Below are 25,850 nucleotides of genomic sequence, written 5' to 3'. Positions count from 1 at the left end.
CCATGTGATGCCAACAGAAATCAGCGCGTATGCACAAAGAAAACGGTTAAGTAAGGATGGTTGATAATGGCTAGCAACAAAGCGGTGAAAAAAGCGGTTGTCATTCTGAGCGGAGGTCTGGACAGCACGACCTGTATGGGGATAGCCCAAGAAGAAGGCTATGAAATCTATCCGATCACTTTCGATTATGGACAAAGGCACAGCATGGAAATAGAAAATGCCAAACGGGTGGCCGAATTTTACGGTGCCGCTTCGCGCCATAAAATCATTTCACTCGGCTTCCTCAAGGAGTTCGGCGGCAGCGCTCTGACCGACGAAACGATTGATGTTCCGGATGTAAGCCAACCAGCCGACGATTCGAATGCATCGGACGGGACACCCGGCAACGGTGAGGAGGACATTCCAGTGACGTATGTTCCCGGCAGAAACCTGCTGTTCCTCTCTATCGCCACCTCGTTCGCAGAGGTTTCCGGCGCGGAAGCGATCTATATCGGGGTCAATGCTCTCGATTATAGCGGCTATCCGGATTGCCGCCCCGAGTTTATCCGCAAGGTCGAGGAAGTGATCGAGCTTGCTACCAAGGCCGGTGCCGAGGGTCAAGCCATTCGTATCGCGACTCCGCTCCTTCATTGGAGCAAGGCGGAAATCATCCGGCAAGGGACGCGTCTCGGTGTCCCCTATCATTTGACAACCTCGTGCTATAACGGCAGTGAAGAAGCTTGCGGAACCTGTGATAGCTGCCGTCTGCGGTTAAAAGGGTTCGCGGAGGCCGGTCTAGAGGACCCGATTCCTTACAAGGCTGCAAGGTCATAAGCCCGAACAACGAAAATTCCGGAAGACGGTGATCCATTGGCTATGGCGATTGGAATGGCGGCGGTATTGCTCCTTCTTCTCTTGCTTTATGTTTATCATACTTGGTGGATAGATATCTCCGAGTATCGAATACAAAGCGATGTGGTGAAAGCTCCTTTTACCTTCGTTCATCTGTCGGATATTCACGGTTTGACCGCAGGGGTCAACGGACGGCTAAGCCGTCTGGTGTCCGAGTCCGTCCCGGATTTCATCCTGATCACCGGTGATTTGGCGACGAACAGGAGGCAGCTTCCCCGGGTGCTCCGGGAGATCGGGCACTTTCCGCGCGAGACGGCCGTTTATTTTGTACCGGGCAATTACGAACGGGAAGAGTCTATTCTGTTCCGCAAAAGACCGATTGACGACCCCGGATACTTGTCCCGCTTACAATCCTGCATGAACGTGCTGGAAAATGACTCCGTATCGTTCCGCTGCAAGGGAAGCCTTGTCCACCTCTATGGGTTGGATAATTCGGTATACGGGAACGAACGGATCCCTTCCGCCCCGAACGCAGGTGCTCCGGATCCTGCGACTGCTCCCTTCTCCATAGTCATGGCTCACTGCCCCAGTATAGTCCGGTACCTGCAGGAGCAATTTTTCGGTTTCCACCTGCTGTTAGCGGGGCATACCCACGGCGGACAAATCCGGTGCTTCGGCCGGACCTGGGGAGCTTATCGCGATTATCCCATCGGGCTGAGCCGTCTGGGACATGGCCGTTATTTCGGAATCAGCCGCGGTCTCGGGACCGTTAAGCTGCCAGTCCGCTTGAACTGCCGGCCGGAAATTGCGGTGTACCGGATCGAGCCGGCCGAAACTTCCGGGTCCAGTCTATGAAATGACCCGGACCGGAGCTTGGCCTGCCGTGCTATGTTATGGACCGCAAACTTACTTATACAAGCTATTGATAGAATCATATTCAAGCCTGCAGGAAAATATGATGGTTGTTTTCTACTTTTTCTTACGAGAATTCTATGCCCCGTATCTTGGAGAAGACCATCGTATCCCGCAGCTGCGGACAGGCGGCCTGTGCTTGATGCGGCACGCTGTCAGACACCCCGGAAGTCTGGCGGTCGGAAGGAACCTCTTCCGCCGGGGAATGTACGGCGGCATCTTCTCTTCTAAGAATGCCCTCCAGAGTAAATCCGCAGCGTTCCGCGACCCGGCGGCTCCGTTCATTGCGGGAGTCGCAGCGGATCTCGATCCGGTTAGCCTGCAATTGCCGGGCGGCAAAACGGGTGATGCCGTGTACCGCCTCGGTCATCCAGCCGCGGCCCGTCTGCGAGGTGCGCAGCCAGTAACCGATTTCGAAGCTGCGAATCTTCCAGTTTATTCGATGTAGGCCGCTGCATCCTATCAATTCTCCACTGTCCTTGTCATAGAGATGAAGACGCATATCCGTCCGTTCCAGAAACTGCAGCCTGGCCCTGCGAATGTTGGCTTCGGTCTCCTCTACCGTAGGCGTTGTCAAGGCCCAGGGCATCCACTGACGAAGCTCGTTTATACTTTCCCTTATCGCTTCATTGACGGCGGCGCCGTCTCCCCATTGCGGGGCACGGATAATAAGCCGTTCGGTTTCGAATTGTTCCGGAAATTCCAGCAGCAGAAGCTCGTTGGTTGATTCACACATCTCTTGGACTTCCTCCTTATCCATCGATTGATTACTTCATGCATCGGTCAGAGGCAGGGTGAAGATGGTCCGGCTGCGGATGCATAATTGTTCCTCGTTGAAGGTTAGCTGAACCAACCCGATTTGCTGCAGGCCGGCTTGGAAAGGGCTGAACCGGTCGAGGATGTAATGGAAGGCTTCCTTAAGTTGTACGGAGGATAAATTGACGGCCAATGTGCAGTGCGGATTCCAGCTCCCGGGCAAATAATATGGAGCCGCCTTCGGGCGAAGCTTATGGAAGCGGCTGTGAAACCGTTGATGCAGCTGCATCAGACCCGCCGTGACAGCGGGAGAGAGGAACAGCGTTCCCGAGGCCGGAAAGCAGGCAAGGCTGTCGAAGCGTACCGGCAGCGAAGGAGCCCCCTGCATAAAAAAGGCTATCTCCTCCTCGAACTCCCCGGCTTCCAAATCATCATAAACGGCCACGGTGAGATGAGGCTGGATTTCGGCAATCGACATCATACTGTCTGTTATCCCGTTCTGTTCCAACTCCCGCCAGAGCCCGCGAATATATTGCTCCGTACGCTCGTCAAAAAAAAGCTCAACCGCATACTTGGTCATGCATTCCCCGCCTTCCTCATTTTTCTTACTCTGTCTACCTGTCGTCATTTCTCGAAAGACATCCATGAAGGTTATTCTGTATTATAACGGTCGAAGGTGATTCGTAGTATAGCAACTGAGAAATATTTTATCTTATTTCGGGATACCCCTTTTATTTTGGAAACGATTGGGTTTATGATTACGTATAAGAGATAGATAAGAGAATAGAAAGGGGTGGGGCGGTGAACAGGCTAGAATGGAGTAGGTTCCGGCTCCCGATTCTCGCATTATGGGGAGCTCTGCTTTGGTTGTCCGCTCATCCTCCGGCTTATGCAGGTTTTCTGGGGACGATGAAAGGCATTATGGAGCTGCCGGAAGAAGTCGACCGGCTTAAGGAAGATTATGAGCAGGTACGCCAAAATTATGACACCGCTCTAAACCGTCTGCAGAATGCGGAAGAGGCTGTCCAGAGCTACGAGAAGAGGCAGCAGGCGCTTCTGGAGGATAATAAGAAGCTTCAGGAGCAGAACAGGGAGTTATTGCAAATGGTCCTCGAGCTGCAGCAATCCGAGCAGGAGAGACGGCAGCATTCAGCGCGGATTCGCACGCTGGTTCTGACGGCCGCCGGACTCGTCATCGGCTATTTTGTCCTGACGCGGGGAATGCGGGTGCTCTTGAGAAGCAAGTAGAAGGCAAGGGGAACGCTATGGACATTATATATAATATTCATCCCGGCAACGGACAAAGCTTGGGCATGGAAGTACGGCTTGAGGATCACGAGAAGCTGTATATGCTTCATTCGGAAATGATCATCGCTTTCCAGGGGGCGTCCCATCAGCGGGAAGACCGGATTATGGACTTGAAAGGAATGGTTCGCAAGAAGAAGTGGCTCCGGTCGGATCTGTCCGGACCCTGCCGGTTCGTTCTGTCGCTTCCCGCCGGGTATAGCGTAAGAAGTATTCCGGTCAAGGACCAGGAGGATTTTCTGTTCGATGTGCGCCATGTCCTGTTCTACACATCCGGTGTCCAAATGAAAAGCGTCATACAGCGAATGAAAAATGTGGTTGTCACCCGGGATTGGGTGAGGATGAAGTTTTTCGGGGAAGGCGAGATCGGGATTTTATCCCAAGGGCCGCTGGTCGAGATGAAGCTGTCCGAAGATGAGCCGATTTATATCGATGCGGGTTGTTTGGTCGCTTATCCGCAGAATGCCAAGCTGGATCTATGCGTATACGGAAATCAACTGGCCGGGCAGCACATGAATTACCATTGGAAAATTACCGGGCAAGGATACGTGCTGATGCAGACGGGTAAACCGGGACTGCGGCTTGAGGAGCATTTGCAGGACGATGGCCTGATCAAACGGCTGCTGCGGGAAATCATTCCTTTCGGCGGAGTATTCATAAAGTAAATCAACAAGGGGGCTTTACAATGAGTAACGGGGCTCTTCAAGCGGTGTTTATCGATCGCGACGGTACGCTAGGCGGAACCGGGCATTTTATTCATCCCCGGGATTTCGAGCTGTATCCGGGGGTGGAGCAGGCTCTGGCGCAACTTAAAGAAGCCGGCTTGAAGCTCTTTGCCTTTACGAATCAGCACCGCATCTCCCGCGGCCAAGCGACAGAGGGGGAGTTCAGCAGACAGTTCGCCGGGTACGGCTTCGATCAGGCTTACATTTGTCCGCATTCTTCGGAGGAGCCCTGTCTTTGCCGCAAGCCGGGAACCGCCATGCTGGAGCAGGCGGCCGACGAACACGGGTTGGACCTCAGGCGCTGCGCCGTGATCGGCGATGTCGGTTCCACAGATATGCTGGCTGCCGCCAAGGTGGGAGCAGTTAAGGTGTTGGTGCGTACAGGCTGGGGGGAGCAGTCTCTAGGAGAGTATCGGCATACTTGGGCGGAGACGGAGCCGGATTATGTGGCGCAGGATTTGCCCAAGGCGGCAAGCTGGCTTCTTCGGCATTATCAAACGGGGCGTGGATTGGAATAAAGCGGGGCTGTCCCTGGGAAGAGGACCGCTCACGAATGTTATAGCGGTTGGCCTAATTGTTTTGTGGGCCGACCGTTTTTTTGTAGAATTTACAACGGACTTTCCCAGCTTGAAATTGCTCAATAACCCTTGACGTTATTAGGAAATTTGTCTGTTTAATTCCGGCCCTTATGCTGACTCTTTTCCGACTAGGGCGTCTACCTTGATAATCCGTCTATTTTCATTTTCTGCCGGTGCTGTGCAAACGGAATGGTGCGTCTAACTGGAACTCATCTATTTCCACTTTCTGCCGGTCCATGCAATCAGTCTACTTACAGAATGGTGCATCTAACTTGATAATCCGTCTATTTTCATTTTCTGCCGGTGCCTTCTCAAGCGACATGGCATATCTAACTGGATTTTATACAGCTAGTTTGCTCCTCTGGAGCAAAAGACGGAAACTAAGTGGAAAAACTACAGCTAGTTTGTGCAAAAAAGTGATTTTAGCAAAAAGTCTTGATTCTAAATGTAGTTTTTCCATTTACTCAATCACTTTTTACCATTAGTTGGGAATCTACCTACATAAAATACAGTTAATCGCTACCGCCGAACGAGCGATGGTTTGATATTTATGCATTATTCTAGCTGCAATCTATGTCCAACCTTATATGAGTTTGAAAAAAAAGGCTTGTTAATGTAACAATGTTTTGTTACAATGCGAATATAACAATGTTACACAAAGGGATTGAAGGGATGGCCGATGGATACTTTGGGATATATTTCTAAGAAAGAGCTGCTGAAGACGACCGGTATCTCTTATGGTCAGCTTTATCGCTGGAAGAGGCAGAATTTGATTCCGGAAGCCTGGTTTATCAAACAATCTTCTTTCACCGGTCAGGAGACGTTCTTTCCCAGGGAGCAAATTCTTAAACGGATTGATGAGATACAGCGACTTAAGGATCGGTACACCCTGGATGAGCTGAGCGAATTGTTCTCGCCGGAGACGGGAAGCCGGACCTACGAAGCTTCCGAGGTTCGCCGTCTGCCCGGAATTCACCAGGAGGCGGTACGGTGGTTTGAGCATTATCTGCTGAAGGACCGGTTTAGCTTCATGGAGGTACTGTTTATCCACTTGACCGGGTCCCTGATCAAGAAATGCCCCTTAAGCGACAAGGAAGCCGAGAGGTTCGTTATGTGCGCCAAGGAATGGCTTCCTCGGATCAAGGGAACGAATGTCTCGGTCTATGTGGTCAGCAAGGACGGGACGCTGCTGTTTCTGCTTGCCGAGCAGGAAGGAAGGCTGCTGATCGATCCGGCTGCGGTGCTGGTCGATAAGGTGGATTTGGAAGACCTGTCGAAAGATTTAAATTTGATGCTAAATCAACCTGTGAGGTGAGCGTTTTGACAGCAACGACGGATTTACAAGATATTAAGATTTCGGGAAGCGGCAAGCTATTGGGCGGCCGGTACAATCAAGTTAAAATTTCGGGCTCCGGCAAGATCGGCGGAGAAATAGAGGCGAACCGGGTCAAAATTTCCGGTTCCGGCAGTGTAGAGGGCAAGGCGGTCATCAAGGAGCTTAATGTTAGCGGAAGCTGCAGCTTCCATGACCATCTGGGTGGAGAATCCTGTGAGGTAAGCGGGTCTATCCGCGCGAAGGGCAATGTTCATATGGAGAGGCTTAAAGTAAGCGGCGCCTTTACCTGTTCCCAATCGGTGAGAAGCGAAGATATTCACATACGTGGAAGCATCAAAGCCGACAAAATCGAGACCGAGGAGTTCCGGCTGGAGGGCAGCATGAACATTCGCAAGGAGCTGAACGCGAATGTCGCGGACATTATCCTGTACGGGCCTTGCAGGGCCAATGAGATAGGCGGAGAGACGATATCCGTTTATTCGCACCATTCCCAGCCCGGCTTGATCCGGGCCCTGCTGTCCTTGTTCCAAGGGCAGCATATGCTGACCTCCGATTTAATAGAAGGAACGAATGTTTATCTGGAGAACACCAGAGCGAAAATCGTTCGTGGAGGGCAGGTCAAAATTGGCCCCGGCTGTCAAATTGAACGGGTGGAATATATGGACTCGCTGGACGTTTCCCCGGAAGCCCGGGTTGGCGATGCTGTTCAAATCTAAATAGGTCATTAATGGCGAGAACCCATAGATTCCGCCGTTGCAACCCCTTCTCCTCCGGGAGAGGGGGTTTTTCTTATCAATTCTTTTAGCGATAAAAAATGGAACAACTTTCGGATTCGCAAAAAAGCTTCCGATGAAACCCGATTTTCACCTGTACTCACAGGGCTGGCCCTATATCCAGTTTGCGATTTTTCAGCACCGGGGACTTACGTTTTATGTGAACTCTTTTCGGGACAGCCTCGGTCGTCTGCCGGAGTGAGTTAAAGACGATCAAAACTGCAGGTCTTTTTCGGAAAAAGCTTCGCGGCGGGCTCATTCAAAAGCAATTGCGCAGGTTTTTTTCGGAAAAAATGCCTCGCGGTGGCTCATTCGAAAGCAATTGCGCAGGTCTTTTTCCGAAAAAACGGCGTCATGCCTAATTCTAGAGCAATAATACAGGTCTTTGGGGCGATTTTTGCGAAATGGCTCCATTTTGGCAAAAAGACGCGCACATTTGAGCGTCTTTCGCCTTCTTTTTGGAAAAAGGCTGGATTTTAATGCACTTTTGCTCGTCTTTGCGACGTCTTTACCGACCCGGATGCAGCGCGCCACCCCTTCTCTTGCTCAACATTTGCTCCAATGGGCAGCGATGAAAGAGAAGAGCGAATGTGACTGAAAAATTGAACACTAGACTCGCTTTTTTTCGAAGCTTTCACGGTTCTGTCGGTTCAGGCCGGTTCTCACATATAGTTCTTTACTACGGCATTCCCCACAACATGAAGAGCGACCGCTTTTAGAGGGAGGGTTAGACGTCGACTCCATTGGAGTGCGGACGGAATACGCCTCGAAGGCATTCGTCCCTTTGTGGGGGATTACAGGGCTCCCCGCAAAGTACCCGGAATAAGCTTCAAAGGCTGCTCGTCAGTTTGCGGGATATAATTTTGAGGGGAGCCTCCACCCTCTGTTGCCTGAGCGGGGAATTACCTGTCGATGGGGGAATCATTCGGACGTTCCGTCAGGGACCCCGTCTCGGTCCTGTACATGCTTCCCGGCGTCCGCGGAGGCTGCTTGCTCCTGCTCCGCCCGTGCTCTCTTTTCCTTCCAGAACAGGGCGCTTAGTATTCGTTCGATCCATTCTTTATCCTCCGGGGAAAGCAGTATTCCGTCGAATTCGAGCTCGTTCTCCCGTATAAAGCGGCGTAAATTAACCGGTGCCTGGGGTGGCGGGACGAGCTCGGTTTCGGGCTGCAGGTAGCCCGCTTCTTGCATGAGAACGGCATAGGAGGTATTGAGTCCGGCGGACAATTTCAGCAATATTTCCGGAGAAGGAATTCCCCGCTGTCCATTCTCGATTTGGGATATATAGGAAGGGGATACCCCTGAACGGTCAGCGACTTCACGAATAGTAAAACCTTTCCTTTTACGCATTTGGCGAAGTTTATCATAGAACATGCTCTTCCATTTCTCCTTGATAGAAATAGGTTCCGTTAGTTAACAATAATAACATAAAAGTTTACAATTGTGTAATCAATCTGACAAATTGCGAAAATTTATTACACTAGTAAACTAAAATGATTGCAAAAGTAAATATAATCCAGTATAATAGGAACAAAAATGGGAACAGTTGGAGGAGATTGCTTGAAAATCATTGCCAGACCTAATCTGTTTGCCAGAACCCGAATCATGAAGGGAATGTCTCAGCGTGAATTGGCCAGGCGCTCCGGCCTGAGTCACACCTATATCAGTATGCTGGAGCGATCGAAGAAGTCGGTCGGACCAGCCGCCGCCAAGAAGCTGAGCGATGTACTGGAAATACCGATGGATGAGTTGTTTATTATTAAGTAATTCATTGCCGCCATGAATTTCTTCCCCTCTATCTTTCCTCGCTAGTAACATGGGATCCTTTGTTGCTTTCTACCGGCTTTCCGCGTGGGATAACGAGCTCTTAGCAATCATGCAATCGGTGGTCCGACATCTGAGCTCATCTCTCCATTATCTAATTTTATTTCAAATTGTAAAATTATTGTTGAAATATAGTTTCTTTAGAAATACAATAGTATTGGGACATATTGTAAGCGGTATCAAGGATTTGCAGTTCATCATTAAAACATTTTCGTGAAGCGGGAGGTGAAATTGGAGCCGTTTCGAGTTTCGCCGTCTTTTATTGTGACTGATATGCTGATCATCATGTGAGGAGATTGAAGCAGAACAAAATATGGAGGAGTGAGATCATGTATGATCGTCAATCCAGGTTCGCAAAACAATCTTTGATGGTCTTATTATCGTTGGTACTTGCTGTAGGAGGCCTGCTGGCCGGTTTTCCTCAAGGTCGATCTTATGCGCAAACGCCTGATTTTCATCCGGTCCGTCAGGATGAATTTCCGGTAGCTCCGGGTGCTTATCATAAGGAAATGACATTGGAGGGGGGAATTTATGTCGAGGAGGTTAAGGTGATGGAGATTGATCCGTCCCAACCCTTCCTTGAATTGGCGGTGACTTCTCCCAAAGGGAAGGTAGTCTCCCTGGATACGGTGCGCAATCAGGCGAAGCTGGCGGAAAGCGAGGGCCGCAGGGCGGTTGCGGCTTTCAACATGGATTTCTACAATACGGATCCGAATTTCGCCGGTATACCGACGGGTCACCAGATCAGCGCGGGAGAAGTTATTACGGCCCCTTCCACTCGGCGCAACGTGCTGGCTCAGATGAAGGACGGCACAGTGCGGATCGAGACCGAGGTCGAGCTTGCCGCTTCTGTCAAGGCGGAGGACGGGGAGACGGCGGTCATCTCCGGAGTGAACCGTGCGGTGACGGCAGCCTTGTCTAATCATCTCTTCGTATTCACGGACCGGTTCAGTTCCACGACCAAATCGGTTGGCGAACAGATCGTGGAGGTGATTATCGCTCCCGATCCGGCCGGGTCCGTGCTGCAGCCCGGCATTCCACTCTCGGGAACGGTTGAAGCTGTTGTAGAGGGGGGGAATCAGCCGATTCCGGGCGGCAAGCTGGTCGTCACCGCAACCGGCAGCAAGGCGGAGTGGGCCCGCCGCAAGCTGACACCCGGCAGCCGGGTAGAGCTGGATGTTCAATTTACCAAAGGAATGAACGAAGCCCTGCAACTGGTTTCCGGCAGTGTATTATTGGTCAGGAACGGACAAGCCACCCCCGAGGCGCTTGCGGATAAAGACCGCCACCCGCGCACTTTCGTCGCGGTCAAGCAGGGGAAGCTGTACGTGTACACGTTCGATGGCCGCCAGCCCGGGTATTCAGACGGGGTTACGCTTGCGGAAGGAGCGCTGTTTCTGCAGGAGGAAGGGATGGAATTCGCTCTGAATGTGGACGGCGGAGGCTCGACCACCTATGCGGCCCGTCTGCCGGGGGATCAGAGCTTGTCTGTTCTGAATCGCCCGTCCGACGGCTACGAGCGTTCCAATTCCAATTCCCTGGTTGTTTTGTCCACGGCCCCCGTTAAGGAACTGTCCACTTTGCTTCCTGCCCCCAAAGGGCCGGTCAAGGTGATCGCGGGAGGCAGCATTTCATTTACTTCCAAGGGACAGGATGAGTTTTACAACGGCATACCCGTCGATTCTTCGCAGCTGACATGGGAAGCGGATGCCGCCATTGGGACGATAGATTCGCTGGGAAGATTTACTGCGGCGGCAACGCCCGCGGAAGGACAGGTAACTGTCCGCTTAGGAGAAATATCAGCACAAGTAAATATACAGGTGGTTACGCAAGTGGAACGAATAGAGCTTATACCATCCATCGCGGTGATCAATCCTGGGGATAAGCAATCGTTCCGCGTGCGCGGTTACGATGCGAATGGCCAGGAAGTGATTTTATCGCCGGATCGGTTGAATTGGAGCATGGAAGGCAATCTTGGCACATTATCTCCGTCGGGAGAATTGACGGCCGGTAACGAATCTGCTTCCGGCAAAGTAATAGTATCCATTGGCCAGGCTTCGGCCGAGGCGGTGGTTCATATTGGCAAGCCCCCCGTCTTGGTGGAGGATTTCGAAGCGTTGGACGATTTAGTCCCGTCGCTTGTTAACGCGGTTCCGGGATCGGTGAAGCTGGAGCTGTCCAGCCGCCCCAATCCGGTACGGGTAGGCGCTCATGCGGTCAAGCTGACCTATGATTTTACAGGGACGAGCGGGACCTCCGCCGCGTACATCAATTTCCGGGAGAACGGAGCGGCAGGAAGGACGCTGGAGGATTATCCGATCAAGCTGGGGTTGTGGGTATATGGAGACGGCAACAAGCATTGGCTGAGAGGCCAAATTCAGGATGGCAACGGAACGAAGAAGCCGATAGATTTTACAGGCTCGGGTCAGTTGAATTGGGTCGGCTGGAAATATGTGACTGCGGACATCCCCGCGGGAATGCCGCTGCCCCTCAAGCTTACCCAGATTTATGTCGTGGAAACAAGCAATGCCAATAAAAACGCGGGCGCCATTTATTTCGATCATTTGCGCTCCATCTACAGCGAGACCGGAGAAGACCTGGAAGGTCCCGTGTTCAGTGACCGGACTCCGGAGCCCGGCAGTCAGATCTCCACGGGAACGCCGATCATTGCGGCTACGGTCAAGGACGCTGGAACGGGAGTCGATCGCGGCTCGATCGTCATGCGGCTCGATGGGACGGTCGTCGCCCATGAGTTCGATGAAGCCGGCGGACGGGTAAGCTATACCCCCGTAGAGGCGTTGAAGGACGGCGAGCATCGCGTAGTCATCGAAGCGGCGGATCTGGCCGGAAATCCGGCGGTGCCGAATGCGGATTGGACCTTCAGCATCGACACGGCCCCCGACAGGGAAGCACCGACCGTCAGCGTCATCAGTCCGATGGACGGCATCCGTACCCGCACCGATCAGCCGAGAATCGCCGTCAAGCTGACGGATGACAAGTCGGGGATCGATTCCGGCAGCATCACGCTGGAGCTGGACGGAACGGCCGTCCCCCATCGATATGATGAAGCGAGCAGCACGGTATATTATACGGTTCCGGACAAGCTGCAGCAGGGAACGACGCACAGGGTCAGGCTGTCGGCCGCGGATATGAGCGGCAATCGGGCGGAACAGGAGTGGTCGTTCACCATCGGCCGGCTTCCCGGACAACCGAATGATCCGAACCGGTTCCAGATTAGCGTCATCGGAGATGGAGGGTATTATACGGCCGGGCAAGGGGAGACCGCTGCGGATATTCTTCTGCGGGAGCAAATTGCCCGGATTAACCGGGAGGATTCCGAGCTGGTTGGCTACACAGGAGATATTGTGGAGAACGACACCCCGGAGAATTACGCTATCGCAATCGAAAATATGAATCTGTTCCGGATGCCTTATCTGGTCAGCATCGGCAATCATGAAATATCCGGAACCGGGTCCAGAGTGAATTATCAGAGTACATTCGGCGATACGACCTACCTGTATGATTTCGGCAATACGAGAATCATCGGACTGGATACGGCCTCCGGCATGATTTCCAATTCGGACGCTTCTCAGTGGCCGTGGCTGGAGGAAACGCTGGCGGACACGGAGCAGAACAACATCATAATTATCATGCATGTCCCGCCCGATGAAATTACCGCGGACGGTGAAAACCTCAACACAGGGCACGGTTTTCAAAACAGTGAGGAAGCCGGCCGATTGTATGATCTGCTGGGAACGTATAAGGCCGCGCACCCGAGCAAGAACCTAATTGTGTTCAGCGGAGATTTGCATGCATACCTCCACAAGCAGGTTCAGGGAGTGCACTATATCGTCTCGGGAGGGGGCGGCAAGTATACCCATATCTCCCCCGACAAGGGCGGGTTCTATCATTACTTGAATGTTCACGTCGAAGACGATTCGCTGAGCTGGGATGTCATCCCGCTTCTCGAACGCATCGATTTCGTTCAGGCGCCGGATACGATCCAGCGAGGCGAGACGGTAACCCTGCGGGCGGACGGACATTTCATGACCAGCACCAATCAGCCGATCACGATGCCGGTTCAATCTCCTTTTAAAGTTGAATGGGAGACTAGCGATCCGCAGGTAGCTTCGGTAGATTCGGAAGGCAGAGTCACCGGCCATTCAACCGGCGAGGCGGTCATCACCGTTAAATCCGGGTGGGCGAAAGCGGAGAAGACCCTGCGTGTCAGCGGAGGAGAGCCGATAGGCCTCGAGCTGACGGGTCTCGAGCCTCTCGAGGCGGGAGATACGGCGCAGGCAGAGGTCTGGCAGTTATTGAGCGACGGCAGCCGGGTGAAGCTGTCCGGGGATGTCCGCTTCCACAGCAGCAACGACCTGGTGGCCGAAGTGTCCGATGACGGACTGGTCAGCGCCTGGCAGGCGGGGGAAGCCGTTATTACGGCGGAATACGGGACATGGAGCGCGACTTATACGCTCATCGTCTCCCCTTATACCGGCGTTCCTCTGCAGGAGAAGGTGATGGCTGTAGATGCTGCCGCCGGAGCGATAGAATTAGAGTTTGCGGGGGCAATGCCTCTTACCGAAACTTTCAAAGTATTCCAAACCGGGCAAGGACAGCCGGCGGAGAGGACGTTAAACGATGTAAGAGTCGGAGCGGAGAATGTTACTGCGTTCATTAACCGCTCGGGGGCGGTTTACAAGCTCCTGATCGAAGGGGAGACCCCGCCGGGCCGCATGCGGGTAGGCATCCGCACCGATATCGGTAATATTGCCGACCTGACGACCCTTAACCACAGCCGCATTGAGCTTGTGGCCAAGGAAGGCTTCCGGCTGGAGGACAAAATAGCGGGCGTAACGTTCGATATTGCCGCGAACAGCCCGGCCGCACTCACGGTAAGCGGCGGTCAGACCGTTGTTCACTATGGAGGAGCGGAGCTCTACCGAACGGCGAACCGGCTGTATGCCCATCCGGCCGGGGAGGATTCGCGGATTCAGGTAAGCAGCATCCGCCGCTCGCAGGGGCAGCCGCAGTACCGGGGAACCCTGGAAATGACATTGACCCCTGCCAAAGATGCTTTAAGATTAATTAACGATATCGACTTGGAGCGGTATTTGTATCAGGTCGTTCCGAGCGAGATGCCGGCTTCCTTCGGGCTCGAAGCGCTGAAGGCCCAGGCCGTAGCGGCCCGGACCTATGCGCTGACCGATTATTACAACAGCCGGTTTGCCGATCGCGGCTTCCATATCGACGACAGCACGCTAAGCCAGGTGTATAACAACAGTGCGGAGAATGGTTTGACGACCCAGGCGGTTAACGAAACCGCCGGGATAGTGATGAAGAGCGGCAACGAGCTTGTGGATGCCCGGTTCTACTCCACATCGGGAGGATACGGGGCCTCCAGGCATGAGGTGTGGGCGGATGCGCCTCCCTCCAATGCATTCCCGGGCACGCCGGCCCCTTATTTGACCGCTCAGAGCTATACGTATGATCCGTCCGACCCCGGGGAAATGCTGAGGATCGATACGGCCAACGAGCGGCAAATCAACGAGTTTTATAAAACGTTGTCGCATACCGGATACGATTCGGATTCCCTCTATTTCCGCTGGAAGGTCGGCTTGACCAGGCAGGAGCTGGAGAATACGATCAACCGGAATTTGCCCGACCGGTACGCGGCGGACCCGCTGTTTATCTTAACCATGCAGCCGGACGGAAGCTTCGCCAGCCAGCCGATTCCGCCAGGAGGCATCGGAAGCCTCCGCAATATGTACGTGGCCAAGCGGGGGGCGGGCGGTAATATTATGGAGCTTGTCGTGGAAGGCAGCAGCGGAACCTATAAAATTGTCAAGGAATTTAACATCCGCTTTACCATTCGCCCAAGTCAAGCGTACACGGGCGGCGGCGATATTTTCGCTTACCGGGCCAAGGGAGGATCAGCCGACTACGATCCGGCGGCAACGTTACGAAATCCGAGCATCCTGTATTCCGCCTTCTTCACTTTCGATCTGGAGAGGGACGGGCAGGGAGACATCGTGCGCATTACATTCTACGGGGGAGGCAACGGTCACGGTGTGGGCATGAGCCAGTACGGCGCCTCGTTATTAGGCGGCAGAGGCTGGAGCTATGACCGGATTCTGACCACGTATTATCCGAATATGAATCTGGTCCCCATTTACGGTCCCTCCAGGCAGCTGGAATCGATTGAACTGTCCGGTCCCGATTCGCTGGTTGCGGGAGAGACAGGCCAGACCGAGGTGACAGCCTACTATTCGGACGGCACGATGGAAGTAATAACGGAAGGCGTTAACTACGCCAGCAGCCATCCGGAGGTGGCTGCCGTCGACGAGTCGGGTCTGGTGACGGCTCTCCGTCCGGGACAGACGGTGATAGCTGCCGAATATGAGGGGCAGACGGTCAGCTACCGCTTGACGGTTACATTATCCCTGAACAAGCTGGAGATAAGCGGACTCGGTTCGATGCGGCCGGGAGAGCAGAGCCAGACCGTCGTCATGGCCGTCTATGGAGATGGGTCGAGACATCCCGTTATGACGGGAGTCACCTTCTCCAGCAGCCGTCCGGAGGTGGCCTCCATCAACGAGACGGGTCTGGTGACGGCTCTCCGTCCGGGACAGACGGTCATATCCGCCGTATATGCCGGGCAGACAGCAGGCTACAACCTGACGGTGATCTCCCCGGAGCCGGAGACCCGCCTCGAAATTATAGGTCTGTCGGCGATGAATGCGGGCGAGAAGCGCCAGATTGAAGCGAAATTGATTCATGCTGACGGTTCCTCGGAGACGGTATCGAAGGGTGTGCAATGGACAAGCAGCGATCCTCAAATAGCCAAGATCGATTCCAAAGGCAGGATCACTGCACTTAAACCGGGAGTTGCTACGATCCGAGCGCAATATCGGGAGTGGGTTGCGGAAGCAGAGCTTGTAGTGCGGGTTCAATTGCAGAAGCTGGATATAGGCAAGCTGAAGCCGATGAAGGAAGGTGAGACATTCCAGATCGTGGTTACGGCTATCTACAGCGACGGGACCCGGGAGACGGTTACTGCCGATTCGGCTTTCACGAGCAGCGACCCAGATACAGCCACGGTGGATAACGGAGGTTTAATCCGCGCCCTGCACAAAGGAAATACGACCATTACGGTCGAATATGGCGGCCTGCAGGTCACAGAGAAGCTTAATGTCACCAAGGCGCCCCCTGGCCGCAACAAATAATCCTCTCTGCCGCTGAAGTTGCGGAGAGGACCTGTTTCGCCGATAGCAATCTCGTTATAGCGGTCTTGGAAGAGGACTTCGATGGAAGTCCTCTTCTTTATGGAGATTTTTTAGTCGCGATCAATCGGGCCAAACATCATCCGGCATGGCGATCAAAGCAATGTTCTTGCTTGAGCTGTCCATCGTGTTAATAGCCGCTTAATCAAGCTCCTCGTTAACGGCCAAACAAGCTTTTATCAATTCTTTTCCTTCCATCCCTAGGACTGGGCAACATTCACTCCGATGATGAATAATGTGAATCATTGAAAATGAAAAAACGGGGTGTATAACCTATGGGAATTCGACCGCCTTCTGACAATACTTTCGATTATATTGTGATTGGAGCGGGGACGGCCGGAGGGGTAATCGCTAAAAAGTTAACGGACGATAAGAAGACCTCCGTGCTCGTTCTGGAAGCGGGAACTAATATGCCGAACAAAAGCCCTTCTCTTGAAACAGCAAGTATTGTGGCAAACGACAACATTCTTTCTTTTAACGCTTTCTCGGCCATCGAAGAAAATATCGGCCGCCAGCTTAAATTGGCGAGCGGAAGAGTCATTGGAGGAAGCTCCCAACATAATTTTATGTATGCGGTACGCGGGAGCCGCAACCTCTACGATGAGTGGGCGAATCTTTTCGGAAACCAATGGAGTTACGAGAAAGTGCGCACTTTATTTAAACAAAACGAAACTTATACGGGAGAAACCCAAAATCCGAGCGAACGGGGGACGGATGGTCCGATTTTCATCAGGCAGCAGAGGATTCCTAATCGGGGGATCGTCTATTCATTGGCCCAGGCCGCTTCAGACGTATTGAATATCCCGATTGTTGAGGATTATAATACGGGCATCAGAGATTGTACTTTTTTCAAATCACAATTTATCCAACGGGAAGTTAACGGCAGGTTTGCCCGTTCATCAACGACAACCGGATATTTAAATCGTAAAATTGTCACGCAAGGAAATGAATTCGAATCGGATGAGGTTGGTGTTGGACAGAGGAAACTGCTCATTTTTGCAAAAACAACCGTAAATAAAATCTTGTTTAGGCGTAAGAAGAGGACCAATATTGCGGTTGGAGTTGAATTTGTCAGGGACGGATCATCACAAAGAGCCTTTGCCAGAAAAGGAATTATCGTATCGGCGGGGATATTTTCATCCACCATTTTGCAGCGTTCGGGCATTGGCAGAACGGAGGAACTAAGCAAGGCGGGTATATCAACCTTGGTAGAGAGCCCGTATGTCGGTCACAATCTTAGAACCCACTATGCTATCGCAATGGGGGTTGAAGTTGAAACAAGCCGGCTAACGCAAGTATTGTCCGCCGACCCTGATCAGCCGGTAGCGCTTGGCGCTTTCAAAAAGGATAGAGGACCTGGGCGACGTCTTCAAATTATTGGCCTTCCACTGCCGATTTTTATCCCGGCTCAAGATATATTCGTGAATCAATGGCAATTTAACCCCGCAAAACGGAGCAATATCATGAGTCTTGCGATCTTGGATGTTAATCCTCAGAGCACAGGCTCGATTACCATTGCACACAGTGATCCGGAGGCTTATCCGTTGATTCGCTTTAATCCGTTAGAAGATCCTGACGATTTAGATTTTGCAGTGGATCAATTGATAGAAACGTTCGAAATTATGCGAAGAGCTCGGGAAATTGATCCGGGCGGCATTTATAAGGTCGTATACCCTCCCGAAAATATATTCCATTTAGCAAATGAAAATGAAAAACGCAACCTTCTCGCGAACTATGTGAAGGCTTCTTATGTCAATTTCACTCATTTTGGGGGCACATGCCGGATGGGCAGAAATATTCGAGAAGGAGTTGTCGATGGGTTTCTAAATGTATTCGGTACGAAAAATCTTAAGGTTGCCGACCTATCAATCACGCCTTTTCTACCGGACGGCAATCCATCCGCTGCTGCCCAAATGATCGGGTTGAATGCGGTACGCTTTATTCGCGCCAATAAGTGAAAGCGCAGCAGGTGGTAGCCATTCGAAAGAGAAAGACTAAGACAAAAATGGTTGCTCAACACAAATGGGCTAAATTCCGAGTTTTAAAAGAAATGAATGAACTCGAGCCTTTTTTACCGGCAACGCAAAAATTTAGAAAACGAGTTTTATGGGACTTTATCGACAAATACGGAAAAGTTATGCTTAAGCCTTACCTCGGACATTCCGGCCGCGGCGTAATTCAAGTATCGCGGTTGGAAGAAAATCGGTTTGCAATTCATATTGAAAACAAGAAAATAATTGTGGACGGAAAGCGATCTGTTTCCGATCAGCTTGAGAAATTGACGAATGCCCGGAGATATATTGTACAGCGCCGAATATCATTAGCAGAAATTAACAAAAGGCCGTTCGATATAAGAGTTATGGTAAAAAGGAAGAAACAATCTCCCTGGAAAGTAACGGGGATGTTCGCCAAGGTAGCCGAGAGAGATTATGTCGTTTCCAACGTGTCCGGAACCCTGCTTCCGGTTGAAGCCGCGATTGAACAATCGCTTATGAAACCCGTTCCAACTCAAAAATTATTAAAGCGAATCAAGAAAGTCTGTTTGACCGCGTCAAAGCAACTGGGCAATGTTTATGCTGCGCAGAATATTATAGGCTTCGATATCGGCTTGGATCATGATGCTAACGTCTGGATTATAGAAGCCAATTTTAAGCCGAGCCTGCGGCCGCTTATATTATTGAAGGGTACCTGAAAAGGTGCCCTTCTGGCCTTGTAACGGCCCTCCGCCGTTTCATTATTCTGGTCGGATTAAACGCCCTGTGCTTATAATTTCCACCGGAAAAACCGCCCAAAGACTTTCAGTCTATTCGATTTTTTATCCTGGGTATCTCCTTATGTCAGACTGTAAACGGTCCATACGAACGGGAGAGCGTTTGGAAAGAGGGCAAACGGCCAAGGAGCAAACGCATACACTAATATTTGAAGAATATTTTTTGAACGAGGGCTTGGCTTACCAAATCGGACTGACGCCGGATGGGGTTCCGGGCAGTCATTTGGCTGGAGAGCCGACTTTCCAATCCTGTCCCGGAAGAGTACAATAGATATGATAAGAAGCGAACGTTTGTTTTTTGCCTTTAAGCGAAGTTATCGGGCGAAGTCTTTCCAGTGTGGCGCTCGAAGGTCAGACATAGGATCGAAGTACAGTCATATCACCAAACCTTATTGAAGCATCGTTAAGAACCGGCAAAAATGCAGGTCTTTGGAAGAAATTCGGTTGAAATCGGCCAAAGACATGCGAAAGTGCAGTTGAATTCGGCATTTAACTGATTTTGGTCTTTTCCGGGGATTTACCTGCAGGTTTGCTCGTCTTCGGCAATGTTTGGCGATATCACGCTGATTGACATGCATTTTTGCTTGTCATTTGAAGCCATCCTTCGGCTGTTCAGTTGATAGGAAGGAAGCCCAAACATGCCTTGATGTGCTGAACATCACCATACATCACGCAGATAAAAGAGACAGGAAGCCAAACTTGTCTCTAAGGGCCGAGCATCGCCTTACATTGTGCAGACAAGTTAGCTTCGCGGTCCGAACTTGGCGTAAAGTGTTCTAATCATTCACCAGACTTTTAGGAGGATTCTCATGAACGTACTGCAAGCATTATTTTTCCCGCCGGAGCAGCCCGGGGGAGTATCTTCGATGATTCCGTTTATGAAGGAGCGTTTTGTCAGAAACAGCTGGGGAATGGAACTGTTCTACCTGCCGAGGAGACTTAGGGGGAAAGGTAACGAGCCGGTGGAGTTCGCCACCTTCGATTGGAAGGCTTACCGGGGCCATCCCGTTGTTGATAAATATATTCAAACCTATAAAGATTACGTTTGGTGGACAATGCTGCGCATCCGTCAGCGCTATGACCTCATCCACGCCCATCATCCGATTGCCGCGTTGGCTATGCGCCAGCTTTTTCCGGAGACCCCGGTTCTGTTGACCATCCATTCCAGCTACGAGAGAGAGCTGGTGCTGAACGGGCATATCGAGGCGGACGGGCCGGAGCATCGTTTCCTGACTTCGCTGTATCATGAGCTGGAAGTGAAGCTGGAGCAAATATTAACGGTATCGGAATCGTTTAAAAGCTACCTGTCCCATTATGTGCAGGAGCCGGACAAAATCAGAGTCGTTCCGAACGGGTTCGATGAAAGAAGATTTCGTCCCATGCCGCATGAGAATGAAGTTCCTCAATTGATTACGGTCTGCCGTCTGGTTCCGGCCAAAGGATTGGACATATTGCTGGCAGCCTGTTCGGAATTGAAGAAGCGCGGTCATTCCTTCGTGCTGCATATTATTGGAGACGGACCATACCGGCCGGAGCTGGAGCGGATGGCTGTTGATCTTGATGTGTATGAGGAAACTATATTCTACGGCTATATGCTTCATCCGGAACAGTTTATGCCGTTCTTTGATATTTTCGTGCTGCCTTCCCGTGCCGAGGCCTTCGGCTCCGTCTTCGCGGAAGCGGCTCTCTGCCGGCTTGCGCTGGTCGGAACGAATGTCGGGGGAATCGCCGAGCAGATCGAGCATGGACGGAACGGGTTTCTAGTCCCGCCCGAGGATGCCGAAGCTCTGGCGGAGGCGCTCGCCAAGCTGATGGAGGAGCCCGATCTGCGCTCCCGGATGGCGGGCCTGGCGGAGAAGAAGGCCAAGTCAAATTACTCACTGCAGCGGGTGATTCGCCAATTGGCCAAGGTATACGAAGAATACCGGCGTCCCGAGGCCCGGGGGTAATAGTTGTCTACGCCGTGCCGAAGCGGCGGAAGCGGCTAGACAGCAGGTTCTTGCCGCCTTTAGGCTGGCAGAGCGACCGGTAGTCACGCATAGTTTTCCTTTTTTTTCATTGCAAGAACTTGGACCGTACGATGTGTTAAAATAGGACAATGATGGAAAAAACAAACCGATGATGAGGCTACGAACATAGGGATTGGAAAGGGTAGAAGGTACAGATGAACAAACAAGTTCTTATCGTGGATGACGATAAAGAAATTGCCAAGCTTATAGAAATCTATTTGGTGAATGAAGGGTATAAAGTCATCAAGGCGCATAACGGTCGGGAGGCGCTGAAAGTCATTTCTACGGAAAGTATTCAACTGGTCATTCTCGATGTTATGATGCCGGGGCTCGACGGATTGGAGGTTTGCCGGCAAATTCGGGAGAAGGATAATATTCCGATTCTGATGCTGAGCGCCAAGGGAGAGGATATAGACAAAATACTCGGGCTCACGACCGGAGCCGACGATTATATGGTCAAACCGTTCAACCCTCTGGAATTGCTTGCGCGGGTCAAGTCGCTCTTCCGCAGAACTTTTGACCTCAATCCGCAGCTTCAGGCTTCAGGCGACGGGACAATTACGATTCATTCTCTGCAAATTAACAAATCGACTCACACCGTTACGGTAGAGGGACATAGGGTCAATTTAACCTCGTTGGAGTTTGATATTCTTTATTTGCTGGCCAGCCATCCGGGGAGGGTGTTCAGCGCCGAGGAAATTTTCGAAAGAGTGTGGAAAGAGAAGTATTACCAATCCCATAACACGGTTATGGTTCATATCAGCAAGCTGCGGGATAAATTGGAAAGCGAGCCGGGAGGAACGAAGCTGATCCAAACGGTATGGGGAGTCGGGTATAAAATTGATCACTAATTTATTTTACAGACTTCGTTGGAAGCTGCTTCTGCTTTTTGTCATTTCGCTTGTATTTTCTTTGCTGGGGGTGCTGTTTCTGTTCGTTACCGCCCAACTGCTGGTGGCGGCTGGGCCCAATATTATCAGCCAATTCTTTAGAAGCTTGTACTACACGGTCGGGCCTGTGTCGGTATCGCTTGTAACGGGGGTGGTTTTGTTCATTGGCTTTGTTGTCCTGCTCAGCCATCGAAGTATCCGATATCTTGGTCAAATCACGAAAGCGGTACAGCAAATCTCCTCCGGCGATTTCGATGTGCGTATCCCCGTCCGTTCCCGGGACGAGCTGGGGGAACTCGGAGAGAACATCAACCGGATGGCGGAACAGCTCAAGGTGTCTATTGAAGAAGAGAGGAGAGCGGAGCGGACGAAGAACGAGCTGATTACCAGCGTTTCGCATGATTTGCGGACGCCGCTGACATCGATTAACGGCTATCTGGGGCTGATCGAGCAGGACCGTTACCGGGACGAGGTAGAACTCCGTTATTATGTCAACATTGCCTACGACAAAGCCCAGCGGCTGACGGGGCTGATCAACGATTTGTTCGAATATGCAAGAGCAAGCGGAGGAGGCATGAAATTGAAGCCCTCCCCCATTAATCTCGTCGAGATGCTCGGGCAGCTTGCGGCCCAATTTCGTTTGCAGCTGGAACGGACGGGCATGGAGTGCCGGTTGTTTTTTCCGGAAGAAAAAATTATCATTACGGCCGATGGAGACAAGCTGGTCCGTGTGTTTGAAAATTTGCTGATCAACGCCATGAATTACGGCAAGGACGGAAAATATATCGATTTAAGAGTGACACGGGAAAACGGCGATGCGGTTGTGCATGTGGTCAACTACGGGGAGCCTATTCCGAACACGGATCTTCCTCATATTTTTGACCGGTTCTATCGTGTGGAGAAATCGAGGGCCGAGGAAACGGGTGGCTCGGGTCTCGGGCTGGCGATTGCCAAGACGATTGTCGATCTCCATGGCGGTACGATCTCGGCCGATAGCGATCAATTAAGAACGCTGTTTGAAATCAGACTCCCGATAACAAATCCCGCGGCTCAGGCATAGTTCCTTTCGCATGGCGAGCCGTCTGCCGATACAAGGCTTCTTTGCAAGGTCTTTTCGAAAAGGCTTCGCATAGAAGCTTTTTTTATTTTCGGGTAATCGGAAAATTGTGTGGTTCTTCAGCAACACTTCAACTTTCATCCATATCCGGCAATTTCTCAAAGAAGGTTTCATAGGTTGTTTTGTTAATTAATTATATTTTCTTCGTTTAATCCACTAACATGAAAGGCTTCCATTTTGTTATCATAACGTGCTATAAAAGCAACTTTCCCCTCCGTTATTCTCATATAAGTAAAGACGGTGGCTTGGCCTCTTATTTCACCATTGTCTTCATACCATGTACCTTGTTGTTCGAGAACAATATCATGCCATTTAGCGAAGCGATTTACCGTGACTAATTTAAGGTTTGCTCGATCTAACCAGTCCGCTAAATGATGACTTCCACTAACCGACCCTTTAGGTCCGATAATTTCAACGTCTGTACGAGTCAATCCAAGTAGTGAGGGAATATCTTTTTCATTCGACTTTTCAATCCATTGTTCAGCCGTTTCAATTGTTGATGTTAGTGTTGCTCTTTCAGATTTATGTTTGAGGAACGAGGAAGAACGTTCAATAAGCTGCTGTTCATTGATGTTAAAAACGTTTAGCAAAAGCTCCCTGACCTCTTGTTTGTTAGATTCATCCATAAATAGATATGACTGAATTAAAGATTCTTTTAGAGTATAAAACTGTTCTTCAGAAATAACTTCTTCAACGGTCTTTGTTTTAATGGCTGCGTAGCTCATAATTTATTATCTCCTTCACAGGTAATTGCCTTTAAAAAATAGACTGTGGAAAATTGAACAAAATCCTCATGACTCATATCCCCTTTATAAACTAGGGAGTCGTACACCAATGGATCGAATAATTGCATAAGTTGAAGTGCTAAGAAATCGGAAGGAGCTTTATTATCAAAGTATTTGCTGTCCATTCCCTCTTCTATTACGTATTTGAAACATTCAATAATCTTTTGTTGAATAGAAGATAACTCCTTATTTTGATCTTCACTAAATACAGCCCCCATATCAGGAAAACTTGCTAATACAAATTCAAAAAAATCACTTTTATACCCTTCTCGGATAATATTTATTACTTTATATTTCGCTGTTTTGTCAGAACGAGATATAGTCTCTACGGATTTAAAAAATTGTACTATTTTGGACTTTACTATCGAGAATACTAAACTTTCTTTTGATTTAAAGTGCAGATAAAGAGTGCCTTTTGCAATATCCAAGGCCTCAGCAATATCAATCATCTTTGTATTATGGTAGCCTTTTTCTTTTATTAATTTTTCTGCTTTTTGTAAGATTAATTCGTTCCTTTGGTTGAATTTTTCTTTCATTCTGCTAGACATTTTACCCTCCGCAAAATAAATTGACCTATAGGTCATAATTGACCACAGGGTCATTTTATATTCAAATTTCTCCAATGTCAAGTTTTTGGTTAATAGCTTAAAGCTCAAAAAGAACACGTAGTTAAGAACGTAAGAATACTTTTTTCCACACAATTATCCGAATTGTGGCCTTGAGAAAAATTATTTATTCAATGTGCTTTATACACAATAATCCGATTACGTTATTTTTCTAAATAGAAATTTAAGAAATTCTTTAGCTATTGTTATCTATTGGTTAAACAATTTTCGGTAAAGTAAGGACCAGATATAACGAGAGTTCGGTAAACGTGGAAATAAGCAATGCATGAAGAGACAGCGGCGGCTATGGGCCGAGGTTTGGCCATTCTTGCAGAGCTGGTCCAGGGACGGACGTTCAGACAACGTAACAGATTGACGGAGGAAAGGGTCGGAAGCATGAAGCAAAAATTTGCACTTTTTGTATGTATTGTTGCAGTAGTACTACTGGTTAATATGGTAGGGAAAGATCAGTGGAGCCGGGTATGGGGACATGTCAAGGTTCAGACCAACGACCGCCAATTCGCAATGAATGAAATTCGGGGAGAAGCCGCCATTCTGATGGATCAGAGAACAGGCAAGGTTCTTTTCTATAAGAATGACAAGGAAAGGATGTATCCTGCCAGCACGACGAAAATATTGACCGCACTTCTTGCCCTCGAGCTGGGAGACCTGGACGAAATGGTTCAGGTTGGGGAAGAAGCGGTTCCGCACCCCGGGGAAAGCAGGGCGGGGCTTGTGCCCGGGCAGCAGTTCAAGCTGATCGATCTGCTCCATGCCCTCATGCTGCCTTCAGGCAATGACGCGGCAAGGACGATCGCCATTCATATTGCGGGCAAAGTAAGCGGCCGCGAGGATATGGAGCCTGACGAGGCAATAGACTATTTCGCCCAGCTTATGAATAAAAGAGCGAAGCAAGCGGGGGCGAAGCAGTCCCATTTTGTCAATCCTCACGGCTTGCATGATGAGAATCACTATACAACCGCCCGCGATCTGATGATGATCGCCAGTGAAGCGATTAAGAACGAGCAGTTCCGGAAAATTGTCAATACGGGGCAATATACCGCATACAGCAAGGGTAGAAGCCATGCAGATACGCTAAGCTTTACCAACACCAATCAATTACTTCAAAGAAACAGCGGCTACTATTTCGAAGGGGCGGACGGCATTAAAACCGGGTTTACGGATCAGGCAGGTTATTGTTTAGTCTCCTCGGCTACCCGTTATAATGCCGGATTGATCGCTATCGTGCTCAAATCTACGAATGATGAAGTCTGGCGGGATTCCAACCATCTGCTCGAGTACGGATTCAAGGCTCTGTCCCAATAGGATTCAATCGTTTTTATGTAATTGA

Annotated in this window: 21 protein-coding genes; 16 read left to right on the top strand and 5 right to left on the bottom strand. The window is 50.5% G+C overall.

Translation table 11 applies throughout. From position 1 onward, the window contains the following. Positions 1-66 precede the first annotated feature (66 nt). Together queC and ACFQ03_RS12460 are read left to right on the top strand one after the other, a co-directional pair. Entirely contained in the window at positions 67-813 is a 747-nt protein-coding gene (queC, locus tag ACFQ03_RS12465; RefSeq protein ID WP_379288440.1) for a 7-cyano-7-deazaguanine synthase QueC, read from the top strand. A gap of 42 nt (positions 814-855) precedes the next feature. Beyond that, entirely contained in the window at positions 856-1,686 is an 831-nt protein-coding gene (locus ACFQ03_RS12460; RefSeq protein ID WP_379288698.1) for a metallophosphoesterase, read from the top strand. 124 nt (positions 1,687-1,810) lie between these two features. On the opposite strand, the gene ACFQ03_RS12455 is transcribed toward ACFQ03_RS12460, so the two are convergent. Beyond that, complete coding sequence (locus ACFQ03_RS12455; protein WP_379288438.1) at positions 1,811-2,479, bottom strand: GNAT family N-acetyltransferase; 669 nt, start codon at positions 2,477-2,479, stop codon at positions 1,811-1,813. Positions 2,480-2,515: 36 nt separating this feature from the next. Further along, complete coding sequence (locus ACFQ03_RS12450; protein ID WP_186328365.1) at positions 2,516-3,127, bottom strand: 2'-5' RNA ligase family protein; 612 nt, start codon at positions 3,125-3,127, stop codon at positions 2,516-2,518. Positions 3,128-3,300: 173 nt separating this feature from the next. Between ACFQ03_RS12450 and ACFQ03_RS12445 the strand changes: the two genes are divergently transcribed. The 5 genes from ACFQ03_RS12445 (at position 3,301) to ACFQ03_RS12425 (ending at position 7,159) form a co-directional block, all read left to right on the top strand. Next, positions 3,301-3,747: a hypothetical protein gene (locus ACFQ03_RS12445; protein WP_144937755.1), complete on the top strand. Its 447-nt coding sequence runs from the start codon at positions 3,301-3,303 to the stop codon at positions 3,745-3,747. A 17-nt stretch (positions 3,748-3,764) separates the two neighbouring features. After that, entirely contained in the window at positions 3,765-4,469 is a 705-nt protein-coding gene (locus tag ACFQ03_RS12440; RefSeq protein WP_379288435.1) for an AIM24 family protein, read from the top strand. A gap of 20 nt (positions 4,470-4,489) precedes the next feature. Then, a complete protein-coding gene (locus tag ACFQ03_RS12435; RefSeq protein WP_379288433.1) occupies positions 4,490-5,047 on the top strand; it encodes an HAD-IIIA family hydrolase in 558 nt (185 codons plus the stop codon). Between the two features lie 739 nt (positions 5,048-5,786). Beyond that, entirely contained in the window at positions 5,787-6,422 is a 636-nt protein-coding gene (locus tag ACFQ03_RS12430; protein WP_144937763.1) for a DUF4004 family protein, read from the top strand. 5 nt (positions 6,423-6,427) lie between these two features. Further along, positions 6,428-7,159, top strand: coding sequence for a hypothetical protein (locus tag ACFQ03_RS12425; RefSeq protein WP_379288430.1), 732 nt, complete (start codon positions 6,428-6,430; stop codon positions 7,157-7,159). 978 nt (positions 7,160-8,137) lie between these two features. On the opposite strand, the gene ACFQ03_RS12420 is transcribed toward ACFQ03_RS12425, so the two are convergent. Further along, the gene (locus tag ACFQ03_RS12420) at positions 8,138-8,590 is read right to left on the bottom strand and encodes a helix-turn-helix domain-containing protein (protein WP_379288428.1); all 453 of its coding nucleotides are present in this window, start codon (positions 8,588-8,590) and stop codon (positions 8,138-8,140) included. A 186-nt stretch (positions 8,591-8,776) separates the two neighbouring features. On the opposite strand from ACFQ03_RS12420, the gene ACFQ03_RS12415 reads away from it, so the two are divergent. The 8 genes from ACFQ03_RS12415 to ACFQ03_RS12380 all read left to right on the top strand — a co-directional run bounded on the left by ACFQ03_RS12415 (position 8,777) and on the right by ACFQ03_RS12380 (position 23,052). Continuing rightward, positions 8,777-8,983, top strand: a complete 207-nt coding sequence (locus ACFQ03_RS12415) for a helix-turn-helix domain-containing protein (protein ID WP_144935191.1) — start codon at positions 8,777-8,779, stop codon at positions 8,981-8,983. Positions 8,984-9,369: 386 nt separating this feature from the next. Next, positions 9,370-16,266, top strand: coding sequence for a SpoIID/LytB domain-containing protein (locus ACFQ03_RS12410; RefSeq protein ID WP_379288426.1), 6,897 nt, complete (start codon positions 9,370-9,372; stop codon positions 16,264-16,266). Between the two features lie 332 nt (positions 16,267-16,598). Next, positions 16,599-18,281 carry a GMC family oxidoreductase gene (locus tag ACFQ03_RS12405; protein ID WP_379288424.1) on the top strand — a complete coding sequence of 561 codons (1,683 nt, stop codon included), beginning with the start codon at positions 16,599-16,601 and terminating at the stop codon, positions 18,279-18,281. Positions 18,282-18,292: 11 nt separating this feature from the next. Beyond that, positions 18,293-19,015: a YheC/YheD family protein gene (locus ACFQ03_RS12400; RefSeq protein WP_150960165.1), complete on the top strand. Its 723-nt coding sequence runs from the start codon at positions 18,293-18,295 to the stop codon at positions 19,013-19,015. 181 nt (positions 19,016-19,196) lie between these two features. Next, on the top strand, positions 19,197-19,364 hold the full coding sequence (locus ACFQ03_RS12395; protein ID WP_379288421.1) for a hypothetical protein: 168 nt from the start codon (positions 19,197-19,199) through the stop codon (positions 19,362-19,364). 538 nt (positions 19,365-19,902) lie between these two features. Next, positions 19,903-21,042, top strand: coding sequence for a glycosyltransferase family 4 protein (locus tag ACFQ03_RS12390; RefSeq protein ID WP_379288419.1), 1,140 nt, complete (start codon positions 19,903-19,905; stop codon positions 21,040-21,042). Positions 21,043-21,257: 215 nt separating this feature from the next. Next, positions 21,258-21,953 (top strand): response regulator transcription factor, encoded by a 696-nt coding sequence (locus ACFQ03_RS12385; protein ID WP_144935202.1) that lies wholly within the window; start codon positions 21,258-21,260, stop codon positions 21,951-21,953. Then, on the top strand, positions 21,943-23,052 hold the full coding sequence (locus ACFQ03_RS12380; RefSeq protein ID WP_144935204.1) for a sensor histidine kinase: 1,110 nt from the start codon (positions 21,943-21,945) through the stop codon (positions 23,050-23,052). The genes ACFQ03_RS12385 and ACFQ03_RS12380 overlap by 11 nt, the downstream gene beginning before the upstream one ends. Positions 23,053-23,234: 182 nt before the next feature. Here ACFQ03_RS12380 and ACFQ03_RS12375 read toward each other — a convergent pair whose 3' ends face one another. Next, positions 23,235-23,834, bottom strand: a complete 600-nt coding sequence (locus tag ACFQ03_RS12375) for a hypothetical protein (RefSeq protein WP_379288416.1) — start codon at positions 23,832-23,834, stop codon at positions 23,235-23,237. Further along, entirely contained in the window at positions 23,831-24,442 is a 612-nt protein-coding gene (locus ACFQ03_RS12370; protein WP_379288414.1) for a TetR/AcrR family transcriptional regulator, read from the bottom strand. The genes ACFQ03_RS12375 and ACFQ03_RS12370 overlap by 4 nt, the downstream gene beginning before the upstream one ends. Before the next feature lie 339 nt (positions 24,443-24,781). On the opposite strand from ACFQ03_RS12370, the gene ACFQ03_RS12365 reads away from it, so the two are divergent. After that, positions 24,782-25,825, top strand: coding sequence for a D-alanyl-D-alanine carboxypeptidase family protein (locus ACFQ03_RS12365; protein WP_379288412.1), 1,044 nt, complete (start codon positions 24,782-24,784; stop codon positions 25,823-25,825). The last annotated feature ends 25 nt before the right edge of the window (positions 25,826-25,850 follow it).

Source organism: Paenibacillus residui (assembly GCF_042677205.1).
In the GTDB taxonomy this organism is placed as follows: Bacteria; Bacillota; Bacilli; order Paenibacillales; family NBRC-103111; genus Paenibacillus_L; species Paenibacillus_L residui.
This window is presented reverse-complemented; position numbering and strand designations above follow the sequence as displayed.